The 19,402-nt window shown below is 38.5% G+C and carries 19 protein-coding genes; 15 read left to right on the forward strand and 4 right to left on the reverse strand.

Going from position 1 to position 19,402, the window contains the following annotated elements; translation table 11 throughout:
- Positions 1-4: 4 nt before the first annotated feature.
- On the reverse strand, positions 5-1,567 hold the full coding sequence (locus DV942_RS05390) for a L,D-transpeptidase family protein (RefSeq protein ID WP_145855887.1): 1,563 nt from the start codon (positions 1,565-1,567) through the stop codon (positions 5-7).
- 275 nt (positions 1,568-1,842) lie between these two features.
- Between DV942_RS05390 and hisG the strand changes: the two genes are divergently transcribed.
- The 10 genes from hisG to DV942_RS05440 all read left to right on the forward strand — a co-directional run bounded on the left by hisG (position 1,843) and on the right by DV942_RS05440 (position 11,620).
- Positions 1,843-2,694 carry an ATP phosphoribosyltransferase gene (hisG, locus tag DV942_RS05395; protein ID WP_145855890.1) on the forward strand — a complete coding sequence of 284 codons (852 nt, stop codon included), beginning with the start codon at positions 1,843-1,845 and terminating at the stop codon, positions 2,692-2,694.
- A 49-nt stretch (positions 2,695-2,743) separates the two neighbouring features.
- Positions 2,744-4,060, forward strand: coding sequence for a histidinol dehydrogenase (hisD, locus tag DV942_RS05400; RefSeq protein WP_145855892.1), 1,317 nt, complete (start codon positions 2,744-2,746; stop codon positions 4,058-4,060).
- A 124-nt stretch (positions 4,061-4,184) separates the two neighbouring features.
- Positions 4,185-5,225 (forward strand): histidinol-phosphate transaminase, encoded by a 1,041-nt coding sequence (gene hisC / locus DV942_RS05405; protein WP_145855894.1) that lies wholly within the window; start codon positions 4,185-4,187, stop codon positions 5,223-5,225.
- A 1-nt stretch (position 5,226) separates the two neighbouring features.
- Positions 5,227-6,360, forward strand: a complete 1,134-nt coding sequence (gene hisB, locus DV942_RS05410) for a bifunctional histidinol-phosphatase/imidazoleglycerol-phosphate dehydratase HisB (protein WP_145855896.1) — start codon at positions 5,227-5,229, stop codon at positions 6,358-6,360.
- A gap of 197 nt (positions 6,361-6,557) precedes the next feature.
- Complete coding sequence (hisH, locus tag DV942_RS05415) at positions 6,558-7,151, forward strand: imidazole glycerol phosphate synthase subunit HisH (RefSeq protein ID WP_145855898.1); 594 nt, start codon at positions 6,558-6,560, stop codon at positions 7,149-7,151.
- Position 7,152: 1 nt separating this feature from the next.
- Complete coding sequence (gene hisA, locus DV942_RS05420; RefSeq protein WP_134203919.1) at positions 7,153-7,902, forward strand: 1-(5-phosphoribosyl)-5-[(5-phosphoribosylamino)methylideneamino]imidazole-4-carboxamide isomerase; 750 nt, start codon at positions 7,153-7,155, stop codon at positions 7,900-7,902.
- Between the two features lie 307 nt (positions 7,903-8,209).
- The gene (gene hisF / locus DV942_RS05425; protein WP_145855900.1) at positions 8,210-8,965 is read left to right on the forward strand and encodes an imidazole glycerol phosphate synthase subunit HisF; all 756 of its coding nucleotides are present in this window, start codon (positions 8,210-8,212) and stop codon (positions 8,963-8,965) included.
- Positions 8,966-9,026: 61 nt separating this feature from the next.
- Positions 9,027-9,629, forward strand: coding sequence for a bifunctional phosphoribosyl-AMP cyclohydrolase/phosphoribosyl-ATP diphosphatase HisIE (gene hisIE, locus DV942_RS05430; RefSeq protein WP_145855902.1), 603 nt, complete (start codon positions 9,027-9,029; stop codon positions 9,627-9,629).
- Positions 9,630-10,095: 466 nt separating this feature from the next.
- Positions 10,096-10,620, forward strand: coding sequence for a hypothetical protein (locus DV942_RS05435; RefSeq protein ID WP_145855904.1), 525 nt, complete (start codon positions 10,096-10,098; stop codon positions 10,618-10,620).
- A 103-nt stretch (positions 10,621-10,723) separates the two neighbouring features.
- The gene (locus tag DV942_RS05440; RefSeq protein WP_145855906.1) at positions 10,724-11,620 is read left to right on the forward strand and encodes a WD40 repeat domain-containing protein; all 897 of its coding nucleotides are present in this window, start codon (positions 10,724-10,726) and stop codon (positions 11,618-11,620) included.
- Between the two features lie 207 nt (positions 11,621-11,827).
- On the opposite strand, the gene DV942_RS05445 is transcribed toward DV942_RS05440, so the two are convergent.
- Positions 11,828-12,613 carry a C40 family peptidase gene (locus DV942_RS05445; RefSeq protein WP_145855908.1) on the reverse strand — a complete coding sequence of 262 codons (786 nt, stop codon included), beginning with the start codon at positions 12,611-12,613 and terminating at the stop codon, positions 11,828-11,830.
- A gap of 107 nt (positions 12,614-12,720) precedes the next feature.
- Between DV942_RS05445 and DV942_RS05450 the strand changes: the two genes are divergently transcribed.
- A complete protein-coding gene (locus DV942_RS05450) occupies positions 12,721-13,173 on the forward strand; it encodes a universal stress protein (protein WP_090981931.1) in 453 nt (150 codons plus the stop codon).
- 198 nt (positions 13,174-13,371) lie between these two features.
- Here the strand turns inward: DV942_RS05450 and DV942_RS05455 are convergent, their stop codons facing one another.
- Entirely contained in the window at positions 13,372-14,772 is a 1,401-nt protein-coding gene (locus tag DV942_RS05455) for an IS4 family transposase (RefSeq protein WP_145855910.1), read from the reverse strand.
- Between the two features lie 168 nt (positions 14,773-14,940).
- Positions 14,941-15,291 carry a 4Fe-4S dicluster domain-containing protein gene (locus DV942_RS05460; RefSeq protein ID WP_090981929.1) on the reverse strand — a complete coding sequence of 117 codons (351 nt, stop codon included), beginning with the start codon at positions 15,289-15,291 and terminating at the stop codon, positions 14,941-14,943.
- A gap of 79 nt (positions 15,292-15,370) precedes the next feature.
- On the opposite strand from DV942_RS05460, the gene DV942_RS05465 reads away from it, so the two are divergent.
- The 4 genes from DV942_RS05465 to DV942_RS05480 all read left to right on the forward strand — a co-directional run bounded on the left by DV942_RS05465 (position 15,371) and on the right by DV942_RS05480 (position 19,336).
- Positions 15,371-16,387 (forward strand): acyl-CoA reductase, encoded by a 1,017-nt coding sequence (locus DV942_RS05465; protein ID WP_090981927.1) that lies wholly within the window; start codon positions 15,371-15,373, stop codon positions 16,385-16,387.
- 65 nt (positions 16,388-16,452) lie between these two features.
- Positions 16,453-18,396, forward strand: coding sequence for a gliding motility-associated C-terminal domain-containing protein (locus DV942_RS05470; RefSeq protein WP_145855912.1), 1,944 nt, complete (start codon positions 16,453-16,455; stop codon positions 18,394-18,396).
- Positions 18,397-18,447: 51 nt separating this feature from the next.
- Positions 18,448-18,651: a hypothetical protein gene (locus tag DV942_RS05475; protein WP_057932355.1), complete on the forward strand. Its 204-nt coding sequence runs from the start codon at positions 18,448-18,450 to the stop codon at positions 18,649-18,651.
- Position 18,652: 1 nt separating this feature from the next.
- Positions 18,653-19,336 (forward strand): cell division ATP-binding protein FtsE, encoded by a 684-nt coding sequence (locus DV942_RS05480; protein WP_090981923.1) that lies wholly within the window; start codon positions 18,653-18,655, stop codon positions 19,334-19,336.
- The last annotated feature ends 66 nt before the right edge of the window (positions 19,337-19,402 follow it).

Genomic DNA, 19,402 nt, shown 5'->3' on the forward strand with positions numbered 1-19,402 from the left:
TTTCTTACCTAAACTTCTTCATTGCCGCCCAAAGTTTATCGTCCATACCATAAACATCGGGACGGTATTCAATCTGATTATTCTGAGACCAGGCCGTAATATAAGTAATCAATAAAGGAACTGGTTTCTTTGGTCCGAACCAGGCGGGTTTTAATTGAAAAGCTTTGGTGGTATCTGCCTTTTGGGCCATACGTTTTTTATACCATTTTATATGCGTACTATCTACTGGTGGCAGATCAACCTCTGCCCTAAGTTTATCATAAGTGTATGGATCTTTCACCAAAAGTTCAGCAAATTCAAGTGGCTTTTCGATGCGTACACAACCATGACTGATGGCCCTATTGGTTAAGTTAAATCCGTTCTTGTTATTGGTATCGTGCAGGTAAATACTTGAGCTATTATCGAAGATAAATTTAAACTTTCCCAGGGCATTTCCACCACCGGATCCCTGCTTAAATTTAAAAGGTAATTTATCTCGTGAATACCTGCTCCAGTTGATGGTATCAGGCTCACCAATAAGCCTATCTTTATAGTAAACTTTGATGTTACTGTTCGATAAATAATAAGGGTCTTTTCTGGCCATCCAATAGATCTCACTCTGAGCAATACTTACCGGAATATTCCACACCGGATTGGCCTGGATAGAGTTGATTTTACTGAACAATAATGGTGTCTCATGATTCTTCGGTTTGTCATCTAAATTACGTGATTTCGCAAAGGCTTTAAGCTTCTCTTCGTAACCATTTTCACGCTTGCCGCCCACACATACTTTCATCGTAATTAAGGTATCTTTTTTATCAAACCAGGTCAACCTAAAATCAGGAATATTTACCTGTACATAGTTGTCTCCTGTCTCCGGCATTTTCCAGCGGAAACGTTCCATATTCAACAATAAAATCCGCTTTTCACTTTCCGAATCTGTATTTAAATAAGCAGCTTGTAAAGCCTTATATTGAGCCGACTTTGGCTGAACGGATCTTAGGGTATCTATAAGGCTTTTGCCCTTTAAAAGATTAATCATACCCAAGCTATCCGGACGCTTCACTTTAATGTAATAACGCGAAAAAATGGTCCGCGGATTTACGACTCCATATTTTAGATAATTGTTATAATTTAGATAAGCATTTGCAGACAGAAGTTCCAGTTTAGCAATTATAGGATAACTTTCCTCTACCTTCTTAAACTTATTGGCCGTTAACACAATCAATAAACCTTTAATTTCATCACCCTTAAAGATTTTTGGATTAAAGCCATGTACCGTGCTTTGATCTAAATAACTCACCAGTGAGTCTAACTGGCCATTAGTGTAGAATTGTGTAACCAGTTTAGGCTGAGTATTATTATTCTTATAAAACGCTTTTATGGCTTTGGGATTTACGAATTTACCTGAAAGACTGTCCATTGTTTTCACAAATACACTATCGTAAGCTACAGTATCAAAATCTTTATAGATTTTATTCTTGAAATGTTCAGATAGCACTTGCCCAATCTCGGGCGGGCTTTTAAACCACCCACAAGCAGATATAAATAAAATAAATGGCAGAATAAGAAGGTGAAACTTTTTCAAAAGCGTAAAATTTTAATATAAATTAACGATTAATGATAATAAAAACAGCATAATGGCAAATTAAGTGCCATTATTTTTTGTTTTCACAAATCAAACACTATATTTGCCAGCGCTTATCAGCTAACGTATTGATACTGGCAGAAATAATTTATGAACTTAACTTTGAACCATCACTTACATTTACACCATCGCCGATAGGCGATATGATATGTTTGTTTTGTACTTCAAAACTTTTTTCCGTAAAATAATTTCTTGTTCACTCTATATTCAATACTTTGAAAACACTTAAAATTGCTATCCAAAAATCGGGTAGGTTAAACGAAAAATCTGTAGAAATACTTAAAAATTGTGGTTTATCTTTCGAAAACTACAAAAGTTCACTCATCTCAACTGTTACCAATTTTCCTTTAGAAATTCTTTTCCTGCGTGACGATGATATTCCGGAATACGTACAGGACGGCATTGCCGATTTAGGTATAGTGGGGGAAAATGTGATTGTAGAAACCAAAGCCGAGGTAGACTATCTTCAAAAATTAGGTTTTGGAAAATGCACCTTAAAAATCGCCGTTCAGGCCACCAGCAACATCCAACAATTGGAAGAGTTAAACGGCAAGGCCATCGCAACTTCTTATCCGGTAATTCTCGAAAAATTTCTACGGGAAAAAGGGATACAATCTGATATCAGAACCATTTCAGGATCGGTAGAAATTGGTCCGGGTTTAGGATTAAGTGATGCCATTTTCGATATCGTTTCAACAGGTGGAACATTAAAAAGTAATGGCTTAAAACCTTTCGCTGATGTCATGCAATCTGAAGCTGTTTTAATCGGAAATAAATCTATCGCCGACAATCCGGAGGTAGCAGAATTATTGCAACGCATCCGCTCTGTACTTAGTGCAAAATCAAACAAATATGTAGTACTGAATGTATCGAAAGATAACCTTCAAAAAGTAGTTGATCTGTTGCCCGGCGTAAAAAGTCCTACGGTAGTTCCACTCTTCGAACCTAACTGGGTAGCCGTACATTCGGTAATTGCAGAAGAAGATTTCTGGGATAAAATAAACAGTTTAAAAGCTGCCGGAGCCGAAGGTATTTTAGTGATGCCTATTGAGAAAATAATCAGATAAATTTTTAAAATTTCATATTAACTATTAGTTAATTTAAAAATATAAATCATTGAAAATCTATAATTATAAAGATTTATCTAAATCAAAAATTGAAGAATTGTGTTCCAGACAGATTGAGGATGATAAATTGGTGGAAAGTCGTGTTACCGACATTGTAAAATCAGTAAAAACGGATGGCGACAAAGCCCTTTTTGATTTTGCCAAAACCTTTGATAAGGTGGAACTGGAAAAACTTTTTCTAGATGGAGAGGAGTTAAAAGCTATTGCAGCAACTATCCCTGATGAAGCAAAAAAAGCGATTGATACGGCGTATGAAAACATTAAAAATTTTCACTTGTCTCAGTTAAAAAAAGAAGATAAAGTAGAGACCATGCCAGGCGTAGTTTGCTGGCGCGAAAGCAGGGCAATTGAAAAGGTCGGATTGTATATTCCGGGGGGAACTGCGGTATTACCAAGCACTTTTTTAATGCTGGCAACACCAGCGCTTATCGCAGGCTGTAAAGAAATCGTCGTATGCTCTCCGCCGCAAAGTGATGGTAAAACAAATTGTTACCTGGCTTACTGCGCAGTGTTATTGGGGATCGAAAAATTATTTCTGATTGGAGGCGCACAGGCTGTAGCAGCTATGGCTTTTGGAACGGAAAGTGTGCCACAGGTATACAAGATCTTTGGCCCTGGCAACCGTTACGTAACCACAGCCAAAACCATGGTTCAAAATAAAGTGGCTATTGATATGCCTGCCGGACCATCGGAGGTACTGGTCATTGCAGATGAGACTGCCAATCCGTCATTTATTGCTGCTGACCTACTTGCACAGGCAGAACATGGAACTGATAGCCAGGCTATTTTGGTATCTACCTCTAATCAAATCATAGCTGAAACATTAAAAGAAATTGAAAGTCAGATTAATATTCTTCCCAGAAAAGAGATAGCAGCCAAGGCCATTGCTAATTCTTATGCTGTTTTAACTAAAAATCTTGATGAAGCGATGTTATTTTCAAATGAATATGCACCAGAGCACTTAATATTGGCCACGGAAAACTTTGAAAGTATTATCCCCCTGATTGTCAATGCAGGATCTGTTTTTTTAGGCAATCTTACGCCAGAAAGTGTGGGCGATTATGCTTCGGGAACCAACCATACCTTACCCACCAGTGGCTTTGCAAAGGCTTATTCAGGCGTATCAACAGATGCATTTTTGAAAAAAATCACTTTTCAGCATTTATCTCAGGAAGGCTTAAACAATATTGGCAAAACAGTAGAGATCCTTGCAGCAGCAGAGGGTTTGGAGGCGCATAGAAACGCGGTGAGTATAAGATTAGGTGTTGGGTCGGAAGACCGAAGTCTGCAGTCAGAAAATAAATAGTATAGAATAAAACCGAAAATAAGATTAAGTCATTTCAATAAATCTGTAAAAAGTATAACGTATAAAGCTTTAGGCTACTCGCCAAGCCCTTTTACCTTTTACCTTTTACCTTTTACCTCAAATAATGGACATTAACGATTTAGTAAGAGAAAATATAAAAAACCTTCGCCCCTACTCTACTGCAAGGGACGAATTTAAAGGTCAGGCATCTGTTTTTTTAGATGCCAACGAGAACAGTTATGGCTCACCGCTGCCCGCCAATTATAACCGCTATCCAGATCCTTTACAGCTGGACCTGAAAGATGCCATCAGTAAAATAAAGGGCGTGCCTATTGAGAATACTTTTTTAGGAAATGGCAGTGATGAAGCAATAGATTTGTTATTCCGCGCTTTCTGTAATCCCGGAAAAGACAATGTAATTGTGCTGCCTCCAACTTACGGAATGTATGAAGTTTCGGCCAACATAAATGATGTAGAAATACGCAAAGTAAGCCTGCTTCCAGACTTCCAGTTAGACCTGGAAAAGATCGCAGAAACGATCGATAAAAACACAAAAATAATCTTCATTTGCTCGCCAAATAATCCAACCGGAAATTCGATAAACCGGGAAGATATTGAAACCATTTTAGCCAACTTTAACGGCATCGTTGTAGTGGATGAAGCGTACATTAATTATGCCCGTCAGAAGACCTTTATTCAGGAGTTAACTGAGTACGCAAACCTTGTGGTTTTGCAAACTTTTTCGAAGGCCTGGGGACTCGCCGCATTACGTTTAGGCATGGCCTTTTCTTCCACAAAAGTGATTGATGTTTTGAACAAAATTAAGCCACCTTATAACATCAACCAGGCCACTCAGGATTTAGCATTTGAGGCGATAAAAAATATTGCACAAGTGAATGAATGGATTAAAGAATCTGTTGCAGAAAGAGATCGTTTAAGCAAGGCATTAAGTGCAATAAATATTGTAAAAAAAGTATACCCTTCTGATGCAAATTTTATTCTCACAGAAGTTACAGATGCGCTAAAAATTTATGATACTTTAGTAGAGCAAGGCATCATCGTACGCGACCGTTCTAAAGTAACTTTATGCGAAGGTTGTTTAAGGATCACTGTGGGTACAAAAGAAGAAAACGACAAACTATTAACTGTTCTAGAAAATTTCTAAAATGAAAAAGGTATTATTTATAGATAGGGATGGCACTTTAAATATCGAGCCAGATGATGAACAGGTAGATAGTTTTGCAAAGCTTAAGTTTTATCCACGTTCGTTATATTATCTATCGAAAATTGCAGCCGAACTGGATTACGAACTCGTAATGGTTACCAACCAGGATGGATTGGGTACACTTTCAAATCCGGAAGAAAATTTCTGGCCTATCCATAATTTTATGCTGGAGACTTTTGAAGGCGAAGGGGTACATTTCAGCGAGGTTGTAATTGATAGAACTTTCGCAAAAGACAATGCTCCTACCCGTAAACCGGGCACCGCTTTATTGACAAAATATTTTAGCGAAGATTACGACCTGAAAAACTCTTTCGTTATCGGCGACCGTTTGAATGATGTAGTTTTGGCCAAAAATTTAGGTGCAAAAGCCATTTTTCTTCGCCAGAATGATGCATTAGGCTCTACAGAAGCGCTGGATAAGCATGAAACACTCCTAGATGTTATCATTCTGGAAACCAAAAAATGGGAAGATATCTATAACCTGCTTAAAGCAGGGAGCAGAAAAATCCATCATGAGCGCAAAACCAATGAAACCGACATCACCATCAAGCTTGATCTGGACGGAACCGGGAAAGCCAAAATCGAAACCGGTTTAAACTTTTTCGATCACATGCTTGATCAGATCGCCAGACACGGCAGTGTTGATTTAGAAGTAATGGCTAAAGGCGATTTGCATATTGATGAACACCATACGATAGAAGATACCGGTATTGCACTGGGAGAAGCCTTTGCTAAAGGACTTGGAAATAAACTCGGCATTGAGAGGTATGGTTTTTGCTTACCAATGGACGATTGCCTGGCACAGGTAGCCATTGATTTTGGTGGAAGAAACTGGATCGTTTGGGATGCTGAATTTAAACGCGAAAAAGTGGGTGATATGCCAACAGAGATGTTTTATCATTTCTTTAAGTCGTTTAGTGACGCTGCAAAATGCAATCTAAATATAAAAGCGGAAGGTGATAACGAGCACCATAAAATTGAAGCCATTTTTAAAGCATTTGCAAAAGCCATTAAAATGGCTATAAAACGTGATGCAGAGAAAATGGTATTGCCGAGTACCAAAGGAATGTTGTAAGAGAAGTGGAAGGCTGAAAGGTGGAAGGCTGAAAGGTTTAAGGCGGAGGGTAACGCCCATCCGCTGTTAAATAAACCCGATAGAGCGGAATAGCCCGCAGCGTAGCGAGGACTATAAGCGATAGCGGGACTACAGGCCCGATGAAAAACTGACTTTCATTTTCAAACCTATAAAAAAAGAATGTTAATTATTAAATTATGGTTGGAATTATAAACTACGGAGCAGGCAATATTTTCTCCCTTACCGCAGCATTAGATCGCTTAAATGTAACCTATGGCATGGTAAATACAAAAAATGACCTCGAAAAATACAGCCACATCATCATCCCGGGTGTTGGCCATGCGGGTGCGGCCATGGAAAAATTAAAGAGTACCGGCCTGGTTGAAGCCATAAAAAAGCTAACCAAACCAGTACTGGGCATCTGTGTGGGCATGCAGCTTATTACCGAACATTCTGAAGAGGGCGATGCCGCGCTTTTAAATATCGTTCCGGTTAAAACCAAAAAATTCGATAAGTCGTTGAATATCAAAATCCCGCACATGGGCTGGAATGCGGTGAGCCCAAAAAGCAATTCTTTATTTGAAGGTGTTGAAGATAATACACAATTTTACTTCGTGCATTCGTACTTTATTGAATATAACCCTACTTTTGATATCGCATCTGCTGATTATGGTTTAAAGTTTTCGGCAGCGGTACAAAAAGATAATTTTTACGGCGTTCAATTTCATCCCGAAAAATCGGGAAAAGCCGGCGAACTAGTATTAAAAAATTTTTCAAACTTAAGCTTATAAAATGTACATAATACCTGCTATTGATATCTTGGATGGAAAAGTGGTCCGTCTGCGTGAAGGAGATTACAACCAGAAAACGGAATATGATGTTTCCATTCCCGAAATGATAGAAAAATACCGCTCTAATGGTACAGATTTTATCCATATTATTGACTTAAACGGAGCTAAAGGTGATTTTAGCAATCAAAAAGCACTTTTTGAGATCATCAAAAAAACCGACATGAAGGTGCAGTATGGTGGTGGTATCAGAACCATTGAACAGGTGACTAACTTGCTTGATGCCGGGATCCATCGGGTAATTGTAGGTACACAAGCCATTACCAACCCTGATTTCTTGCCACAGTTGAGCGAGGCTTTTGCTAAAAAAGACGATTATGCCAACCGCATTGTTATTGCAATTGACGTTTTAGACGAAGTGATTAAGTACTCGGGCTGGATGGAAAGTTCACCTATTAAGCTAATGGATTACGTAGATAAATGCCTTTCGCTGGGATTTTTCCGCTTCTTATGTACCGATATCAGTAAAGACGGGAAATTAGGTGGCGCAGCGATTGAATTATATCAAAAATTACTGGAACACTCACCAATGATCAAATTAATTGCTTCGGGTGGTGTAAGTTCAATGGACGATATTTACGAACTGGCTAAATATCCAATTAGAAGTGTAGTAGTTGGAAAAGCCATTTACGAAGACAGGATTACTATTGAAGAAATTAAAGAGTGGAATTTGAAGGCGCTAAGTTCAATTTAAAATCAGTTGGAGTCAAAAAAAACATTTATTGCCGGTGTAGTTATCACTTTGTTAGGAATAGGGATGTTTTTATGGGGCGCGCATATGTTCACTTATAGAGGCGATTTTACTGAATTAATGTCTATAACTGGAGAATATTCATTTCTATTCTGTATCCCTGTTTTCTTAATTGGAATGGTGCTCACAATAATCGGATTAGTAAAAAGATAATAATACTCGTCATTGCGAGGTACGAAGCAATCCTACAACTATAGCTTGGTTGTGCATTAAGATTGCTTCCATCTTAAAATGACGGAAACCAAAACAAATGCTAAGTAAAAGAATAATCCCCTGTTTAGACGTTAAAGACGGCCGTACGGTAAAAGGCGTAAACTTTGTTGATTTACGCGATGCAGGGGACCCGGTTGAACTGGCTGCGCAGTATGCGCAACAAGGGGCGGACGAATTGGTTTTCCTCGATATTACCGCAACACACGAGCGTCGCAAAACCATGATCGAAATGGTTAAATCGGTGGCTAGGCAGCTAAACATCCCTTTTACCATTGGTGGTGGGATCACCGAAATTGCAGATGCTGATGCACTTTTAAATGCAGGTGCCGATAAAATCAGTATTAATTCTGCAGCCGTACGCAATCCTAAACTGATTGAAGAACTGGCCAGAGCCTTCGGTGTACAGTTTGTGGTTTTGGCCGTTGATACTAAACACGTAGGCGGCAAAAATATGGTTCATTTAAATGGAGGAAGGTTAATTACCGAACTAGAAACCGAAAATTGGATTAAACAGGCTGAAGATTTAGGCGCTGGTGAGATTTTATTAACCTCAATGGACCACGATGGCACCAAGGCGGGCTTTGATTGTGGATTATTAGGTAAAGTAAACCAAATGATTAATATCCCGATCATCGCTTCGGGCGGTGCCGGCAACATGGATCATTTTACTGAAGTATTCCAGAAAGCAAATGTTGATGCCGCATTGGCCGCTTCCGTATTTCATTATGGTGAAATCCTGATTCCTGATTTGAAACATGAATTGAAAAGAAACCAAATTCCGGTAAGGATATAAATAAGTCCGGGGTCAGCAGTCCATGCCAATGAGTCTGCTTTTTCCGAAATAAAAAAATAAAATGACAATTGATATTAATTCCCTTGATTGGGATAAAACTGCAGGCTTACTACCTGTAATTATTCAGGATCACAAAACTTTAGAAGTTTTGATGCTGGGTTATATGAATGCCGAGGCTTTGGAAAAAACCCAGGCTGAGGGTAAAGTAACTTTCTTTTCACGTTCCAAAAACCGTCTTTGGACAAAAGGCGAAACCAGCAATAACTTCCTTTATGTGAAGGAGCTTTTTGTGGATTGCGATGATGATACCATCCTGATTAAGGCAGATCCTGTTGGCCCAACTTGTCATACCGGTAACCGCAGCTGCTTCAAAACAGATTTCAACCAGAATTTCATTTTCGAGCTCGAAAACATCATTAATGATCGTTATGAAAATCCGGTTGAAGGTTCTTACATCAACAAAATGCGCAACAAAGGTTTAAATAAAATTGCTCAAAAGGTTGGCGAAGAAGGTGTAGAAACGGTAATTGCCGCATTGGCAGAATCGGAAGAAGAACTTATCGGAGAAGCTTCAGATCTTGTTTTCCACCTCTTATTTTTATTGAAAGAAAAAGGACTGTCGATTCAAGACATCGCAAAAAATTTAGAGAAAAGGCATAAATAAGGTAGAAGGCAGGAAGGTTGAGGGTGTAAGGTTTTAGATATTGAGGATTGATTTTGAACCAGAACTAAAAAGCTTTGAAAATACAGGATAAAATTAGCGAGGTAATAAAGTCGAGAATTTTAGGCTGGCATTTTTCAGCTATTTTTATCTCTGCATTTTTAATATGTTCTTTACTTTACGAATTAATTATTCCAATTATATTTTGGATGGCTTTAGGAGAAAGCGCAGAATCTGATAGAATCGCTAGTCTACCTTTTAATATGTTTATTACAGAATGGGCAGCGTTAATTTTAACTATTCTACTCTGCGCGATTCTTACGTTGATAAATTTGAAGAAATTAAACTTCCAACGGGCAAAATCATATCTATTAACCATATTAATAATTTCTATATTATATTTATTGAGAACTCAAATTGGTGACTTTCTATTTGAAGTTTTTCAATAGTAATTATTTATTAGATTAAATTGAAAACGAGTATTAATTTTGATGAATTAAATATATTTGTAAGGAGTAAAATACCTACAAACTACTATTTTAAAATATTTTTATTTCTTTTCAATACATCTGCTATCACTGGACTATTCTGGTTTGCTTTTGGCCTGCAAGAAGAAAAGCCAAACATTTTTCCATTCCTCCTACCGATTGCATATTTTTTTACACTTGGCAAATATTTAATTTGGAATACTTTTGGAGAAGAATTTTATATCATCAGTACAACTCATATATCCTATCAGCACAGTTATGGATTTTGGACAGCTAAACTTAAAACAGCTAAATATTATTCTATTAGTAAATTACAGAATAAAGGAAGCGAGGGTGTAAGCTTTATTTTCCAAGATTATACTGATGAGAAATTACCAACAGAAGTATTCAGTACTGCGCTACCAATCTCTGTTTCTGATTCAGCAAGAATTTTTAACCGATTAAATGAAATAAAAGTTGATGAATTTGGTGAAGGAATAAATTTTCCAAAGATTTTTGCAAATTAACTGATACTTATTTAAAGGCATAAATAAGGTTTAAGTAAAGAGGTTTAAGGTACTAGAAGTTTAAACCCTATACCCTAAGCCTTAAGCCCTAAACCTCAAGAAAATGCTCAAACACATCAAAACACTTCCTGGCCACCAAAACCCTGTTTATGCCCTTGCCCACTCGGATCAGGATGAATTATTTTTTAGTGCGGGTAACGACAAAGGTATTGTAGAATGGTCGTTAGCGGAAATGGCTTTTGTTAAGGTTAAAATGCCCGTACAAAGCTCTGTTTATTGTCTGCATTACCATAACGATCAATTATTTGTTGGCGAAAGAAGTGGTGCTTTTAGTGTGTACGACCTGAAAGAACAAAAGGTAATTGTAAGGGTTAATGCACATATCAAACCTATTTTCGATATACAAACGGTAAAAAGTAAAAATGAGCTTTTAACCACTGGCGAAGATGGAACCGTAGCGGTTTGGTCGTTAAATGATTTTAAGGAAATTTACCGCTTTCAGGCAGCTTACGACACTGTAAGAACCATTGCCTTGTCTCCTGACGAAACGGAAATTGCATTTGGCTGTAAAGACCAACTGATTAAAATTTATAATCTCCAAGATTATAGCCTGAAGCAAAATCTCGAAGGACATAAACTTCCGGTTACGTCTTTGGCCTATCACCCAACAGGTAAATACCTGATTTCAGGGAGCCGGGATGCACAATTAAAGATATGGGATATACCAAATTACGAGTTAAGGGAAACCGTACCGGCACATATGTTTACCATTTATGATATTGCTTTCCACCCTTCTCTACCCTATTTTGCAACATGCAGCCAGGATAAAAGCATTAAACTTTGGGATGCAGAGAATTTTAAACTCTATAAAATATTAAGCCTGGAAAAAGTGGGTATAGGCCATACCCATTCTATCAATAAAATTATTTGGAGCCATGATGGTAAACACCTCATTTCTACAGGTGATGACCGACAAATAATGGTTTGGGAAATGGAGTAGGTTAAGATGTATTTATGTTATTAATTAAGTGTTGTCGTCACCCTGAATATATTTCAGGGTCTAACTCATAGAAAAGATGCTGAAACAAGTTCAGCATGACGATCACATTAGGAAAAGTAGCCCAAAACTAATTAAAACACATAAAAATTAAATTTAAATCCTTAGATCGAAAATCAACTCATAAGTTTGAGAAGATTGCTAAATACATTATTCCACAAAACGTTTAATAATTCTCAATTTATGAGAATATTTTCCCAGTTCTTTATTAAAAATCCCCTGATCATCAATTGGATCAATTTTAACCTTTGCAGAGGAATGGATGATCTCACTTGGACTCAACATAATACCAACATGTGTAATCCGGCCTTCTTCATTATCGAAAAACGCAACATCACCTGGCTTACACTCGGCGAGAAAACCAACCAGTTCACCTTGTTCGGCCTGCTGAGCAGCATCCCGGTTTAACTTTACACCCAACATTTTAAAAACGGTTTGCGTAAAACCTGAGCAATCTAAGCCAAATAAATGCCTTCCGCCCCATAAGTAGGGGATGTTCTGAAAAAATTTGGCTGTTTCGGTTACTTTATCCGTAAAATTCACAGTACGGTTATCGTATGGTTCAAAATTCAGTTTAAACCTTTGTTCTCCGGCATAACAATATCCATCTTTTACAAAGGGGAGATTACTTGCCGGACTTAAATGATATAAACTGCCATCATCGGCGGTTAACACATTATTGAAACTTAAAGGCGCCAACAAATGACAATCTTGCATTTCCGCAAACTGGTCCTGGTTAATGGCGGCCAGCTGCCTGAAATCCATCCAGCCCTCATAACCATCATAGCCATTCTGAATCAGCCACCAACGTTCTTCTTTCTGGATAATTTCAACATGATCACCAAATAACAATTGTGAAACAATTTCTGCTCGGTCTGATGCATCTGCTCTTAAAGGGGCTACTGCTACTCTACAAATACCATATTGATTTTCCATATAATCTGCTCGTGAAACGATGTAAAACTAATAAATTACCGCTATTACCTAACATTTTCCATACAAATTTGTTATTTTTATGGTGTTCATTTTTAAATAAGCCCGCCATGAATTTTAAAAAAATATTAATTGCTGTTGATAATAGTACCTGCTCAGAAAAAGCGGCAAAAGCCGGTTACGATATGGCTGAAAAATTTGGGGCGGAAGTAGCATTGGTTAACATTATTGAGCCTGTACCAGCCAATGTGAATGCAGACCTAACGCTGGCCCCTGTTTTCCTGGAAACTTATGATAACAGCGAAGAAAACAGCCACATTTTACTAAAAGAAATGGAGACTAAATACGGAAACGGGATAGCTACCACTTACCTAAGCGTTATTGATACCGCTGCACATGGTATCATCCAACAATCAGACGAATGGGGATCGGATTTAATCGTGATAGGCACTTATGGCCGAACTGGTTTATACCACTTTTTAATGGGAAGCGTGGCCGAACACGTAGCGAGAAAATCTGCCTGCCCGGTTTTGATTATTCCTAATAAGAGCGATGTTGATTAATTGGTTTAACCTAAACAATTGTCTTCATTAAGAAAAATTTAGTTTACAAAAAAATAAATTACAGGGCTATAAAGATTTAGAATCTTCTCGAAATATCGTTTCGACTGCAATGGAGAAATCTTTTAAACTAGCGTTTAATAATTTGGTTCAAAGATCCCTTTCCCGACTTAATGTCCTACCGTGTTGACACATCTTTTGCTAAGTTTCAGGGATATTTTTGATTCTCCATCCAATATTTATTTCAGCGAATTTTTGTAGACCAATCCATAATGTTGTTATTCCAGGCGGTCTTTCGCTTGCATAGCCTTTCCAGCCCCCCAGTCTGGCTATTGTCCAAACATGTCTTTTTAGGCTCTGCTTTTTATATAGATTTTTTTGTTTTTCAGTTTTTCCCTCCAATATTTTGATAAGATCTTCGCTGCACTCCTGTTCCTGTTTGGAAAAGCAGCTTTCGGCACAGAGGCCTTCTTCCTCTGGAACAGCATATGAGAGCTGCATCATAAAAAGCTTTAGTATCACATCCAACATTAGAAGGCTTAATTTCCTAATACTCTGACCATATTCGAGTTCGCTGGCCTCAATATTGAATCCTTCTTTTTTTAATATCCTAAAAACTTCTTCTATAGTCCAACGCCAGCTGTACCACTCTATACAACATAACGCCATATCAATATTTTCTAAAGGTATTGTCGTTAAGATCCTCCAACAAACAGGGTTGTTGCAGCCTTTTGATACTTTCTCCTTTGCCTCGATATAGAATAGCTTAACCGTATCGGGGCTTTCTTTTGAACTTGTGCCGGTTCTTTTGATCTCAACCTCTTTATACCTTACTTCTATATCGGCTATTCGGGTAGATCTCTTCTTTCTCTTATCGCCCTCAACCTTAATCTGATAACTGCCCTGGGCAGGGTGACCATCAAACACGTCGAAAAGCTTTGTTTTATCCGTAAGGGTACGGTTGGTGCTTGCCCGCACCAGCAAATCCGTTCTTTCATCGGGTATGCAGGAAAACTGTTCATAAATATCGCCTTCCCTATCCTGTACAATAATGATGGATTCAGCTTCTTTCAAAGCCTCTTTGCTCTTCTTGGACGATTCTATCCATTTATATGACTCCTTTTCCTGTATGGGAAGCGTGCTGTATTTACGCACATGTTTATTGACCCGAACCTCGGGCCTATTCCAAATTTTGATATAGGAAAAGCCATAGGGAACACAGCTTTGGGCATCCACAACCAGGGATGGATGGAGTAAATAGCCCAAACCTTGGAATTTTGCATTGGTAGTACCTAAACTACCATCTTTTTGCAATCGGTTTCTATGTTTGTACATATTGATTTCTGTACTATCCTGGATGCATAAGACTGTTTTTCCCTTGCAACTTACTCCACAACGGGAGGATATATCGGAAATGATGCTATCTTCTTCAACCCGCTCATTCTTCAGGAATCTATAAAAACCTTTTGCCTGTGAAAGGCTATCGGACAGTTGGCGTATGGAATGGACACCTTTGGTAAACAAATTATTTATAACCTCGACACAACGGTTATTTAAACGCTTGTCTGGAAAACAATCTCTATACCCATTTGATAATAACATCTACAAAACTAAAAATATTTGTGTCCACACGGTAGGACTTAATGTCGGGACTGGGCTACAGTCAAGATGACTGGCAAACCAGTGGGGCCTGTAGCATCAAACCAAAACTTCATAAATAAAAAAAAGTCTCACCTTAAGCGAGACTTCCTTCTTAATATCTGGTCAAGACTATCCTTCCTGGTGCAACCAGGCTTTCTTAGCCAATAATTCTTCTTCTGTTTCGCGGATATCCTCATCATCTACACAACAATCAACCGGGCATACTGCCGCACATTGTGGCTCATCATGAAAACCTTTACACTCAGTACACTTATCGGATACGATATAATATACCTCATCTGAAACTGCCTCCTGAGCAGCATCAGCTTCAATTTTTTGATTACCAAAATCAATGATACCTTCTAAATTCGTACCATCAGAAAAACGCCATGCAGTTCCGGCATCGTAAATCGCGTTATTTGGACATTCTGGTTCACATGCCCCACAATTTATACACTCATCTGTTATTTTAATTGCCATGTTTTCGTCTAATTCTTTTGCTTAGTTTACCTTTGCGCCTGCAAATATAAGATATAATCCATTAATAATAATTCTAAATATGTCAGCATTAACTCAAGAAAAAGCAATAATTGCATTCGGTAAACTCGGCCAAAAGCTTACAAGCCCTGCTGACATACTAGGAAATATACTTTATAGTGCCGGAAACGCTAATGCATGGTTCACTGAAGAAAATATTAAAAAGTCTATCCTATCATTTGCAGAAATGTTAAATGAGACCGATTTGCTTCTTTGGTTCAAATCAATTCAATTCAATACATCTCCAAAAAAGATTGGTTTGATCTTAGCAGGAAACATTCCTTTGGTGGGCCTACATGATGTTTTATGCGTTTTAGCGACAGGGAACATAGCCTTAATCAAACTTTCGTCTTCAGATGATCAATTGATTAAAACTGTTCTTGCTGAATTGATCAATATTGAACCGGCTTTTGCAGATCACATTGAATACGTGGAACGCTTAAAAGATTTCGATGCTGTAATTGCTACCGGAAGTAATAATTCATCCAGGTATTTTGACTATTATTTTAGTAAAGTGCCCAATATCATACGGAAAAACAGAAATAGTGTAGCAGTTTTAGATGGTACAGAAACTAAAGAGGAAATCCAAAGCCTGGGAAACGATATTTTTGATTATTTTGGACTGGGCTGCAGAAATGTTTCCAAGCTGTATCTTCCAAAAGGATATGAGATTGCTAATTTCTACGAGGGCATAGAAAGTTTTCAGCCCATTATTAACCATTTCAAATATCAGAATAATTACGATTACAATAAATCCATTTATCTGGTAAATGCTGCCAAACATTTTGATAATGGTTTTTTGCTGTTAAAAGAAGATCAGAGTTTAGCTTCGCCACTGGCTGTACTTTACTATGAAGAATACGAAAACCTGAAAGACGTAGAAAATAAACTGAATGATAAAACAGCAGATATTCAGTGTGTGGTTACCAAATCGCCAATAAACATTATGAGTTTTGATTTTGGCCAAAGCCAGCACCCAAAACTTTGGGATTATGCGGATAATGTAAATACCATCAGTTTTTTAAACTCGCTAAATTGATTGCCATAAGCAATTGGATTACACTTTTTTTATTTGGATATTAGCGTGTTGACTTGACGTAGCCAATGTATCCTTTAATAAAAGCGCTATCCTTTCTTTATATCGTGATCTTTGCGAATTTTGTTAGGGCGCAGGTATGTACCGGCACTTTCGGACAACCTTTAATTAACCAGACTTTTGGGCAGGGCAACAATGCGGATAACTGGTATGGTCCCTTAGCACAATATGCTCCGGGTGCAACTACCTTTACCACTTTTAAGGGGCCTCCGGGGCAAAACCCAAGAGCTTTAGCACCAAACCAGTCGGGCTTAGTTAAAACGCCTGCTACACCTGACAATCCCTACCCCATTTACTGGCAGCACCATACAGACCATACCGGAGATAGCAATGGCTTAATGCTTTTGATAGATGGCATTTCGACCCCTACTGTTTTTTTCGAACAGAAAATGGACAATCTTTGCCCAAATACAATTTTGCGTTTATCGATCTGGGTACTGAACACCAACTCAGCAGCAGCAAATGCCCCACCTCCAAAGATGATTTTAAAGGTGATTGACCCCAATGGTAACTTCCTTGGCAATACATCAACCGGCAATGTAACAGCAGATGGGACGTGGCACCAATACACGCTTGATTTTAGCAACGGAAACAACTCTACTGTGACCCTGCAACTCGTTAATGATACCTCTACCGACAGCGGTAACGATTTTGCTTTGGATGACATTACGGTACAGGCCTGTGGTCCTTACATCACACCTTTTTTTAACCTGGATGATACATCACTAAATATGTGCGAGGGAAACACCCAAAGCTTTATAGTAAACGCTGATATTTTGCCGGAGTATATCAATCCGGTTTATCAATGGCAGGAAAACAAAGGTAGCGGTTGGGTTGATATCATTGGGGCGACAACAAAGCAGGCAACCATCAACTTTTTAAACCAGCCTAAAGGTACTTATCTATATCGTTTAATTACGGCCATTAACGGTAATATAGACAAAGTTAACTGCAGAGCAGTTTCAGACCCCATCACCGTAAACGTAACTCCCTTACCCCTTGCAGAAGCTAATAATTCTGGCCCATTCTGCGTAGGCAACAATATTCAGTTACAGGCATCTGGAGGAACAAGCTATAACTGGAGAGGGCCAAACGGTTATAACTCTACAGCCCAAAACCCAACAATCATCAATGCAACTAAAGCCATGGAAGGTGAATACATCGTTACCGTCACTACAAATGGCTGTTCATTAAATGCAATAACCCATGTACAGGTCAATGACCCGATATCGATTGGCACAAATGTTCAGGAAATTAGCATTTGTGAAGGTAAATCAGTGCAATTAAGTGCATCAGGTGGAACGGCGTATCTTTGGTCGCCGGCAAATGGTCTTTCAGATCGCAAAAGCGCCAATCCCATTGCTGCCCCGACCGAAACTACTACCTATACAGTAACTGTTAGTCAAGGTGCATGTTCCAAAACCGCACAAATCACGGTAAAGGTCAATAAAAATGCGACGACAGATGCTGGTGCTGACCAAGAAATCGTAAGCGGACAAAAAATAACCTTAAATGGGAAAGTATCAGGCGATGTCACTTATACATGGACACCTGCCAGCTATCTGGACGACCCTACTAAACTGAATCCAATTGCCACGCCACCACGCAATATCACCTATACCTTACAGGCCACTTCCAAATCAGGCTGTAGCAGCAGTAGCGACGAGGTAAATATAACCGTTTATCCACAAGTAGTTATTCCAAATACTTTTTCTCCAAATGGCGACAACGTAAACGATACCTGGAATATCCCGGCAGCGGCATTATTTCCAAACCCCAAAATTAAAATTACTAACCGCTACGGCAGCGTGGTGTACCAAAGTACCGGCCCTTTTAAACCATGGGATGGCAAAATGAACGGAAAAGACCTTCCGCCTGCGGTGTATTATTATTCGGTTTATTTAAATGAAAAATTTCAAACCTACACAGGGTGGCTTATGTTAGTCAGATAAAAAAGGATTCAAACTTCCGCTTATCATTTGGAAATGCTATTTTTGGGCACAATGTATATCGTAAAAGTCAAAGGCATAGCCAAAATTCCGGATTACGTACAGCTAAGAGATGACAAGTTTACACTTTTAGCTTATTTTAGGGTAGACAGACCTGATAAATCGCTGGAAAAACTGGGACTTGGCGACAAGCAAGAATACATTATGGAAATGGTTAAAGATTTGCCTTTCGGGCAGATTGCAAAATTAGAAATATAATATGGCAGGCAACTCAGTAATTCATTTAAGTAATGTTGATGTTTTTCAACAAAAACATTTAGTCCTCTCCAATGTAAATTTACACATCGAAAAAGATGAATTTGTATTCCTGATCGGCCAAACAGGTTCTGGAAAGAGCAGCCTGCTTAAAATATTATACGGCGATTTGCATATTGGTAATGGCGATGGCAATATCGCGGGGTTTGATCTTAAAAACCTTAAAGAAAGCCAGGTACCATTTTTACGTCGTAAGTTAGGGGTTGTTTTTCAGGATTTTCAGTTACTTACCGACCGGACTATAGAAAAAAACCTTGAGTTTGTACTTAAAGCAACCGGCTGGAAAGACGAAAAGTTGATTAGCGAGCGTATTAAAGATGTTTTGGACAAAGTAGGCCTGCGTTCTAAGATCAAAAAAATGCCACACGAAATTTCTGGTGGTGAACAGCAGCGTATTGTAATTGCAAGGGCTTTGCTTAACGATCCGGAAATTATCCTTGCAGATGAGCCAACGGGGAACTTAGATCCAGAAACTTCCGAAGAAATCGTGACGCTTTTAAAACAGATCAGTCAGGCCGGAACGGCAGTTTTAATGGCCACACATGATTACCACATCATCCGCACTTTTCCTTCACGCATCATCAAATGCGAAAATGGCATAGTACATGAAGATGCACAAATAGCATAAAAATTCTGACATCCGTCAGCTAATCAGCCAATCTGTTCAGATAATCATCCATAAATCTGACAGCTT

This window comes from Pedobacter suwonensis (genome assembly GCF_007833675.1).
Lineage (GTDB): Bacteria > Bacteroidota > Bacteroidia > Sphingobacteriales > Sphingobacteriaceae > Pedobacter > Pedobacter suwonensis.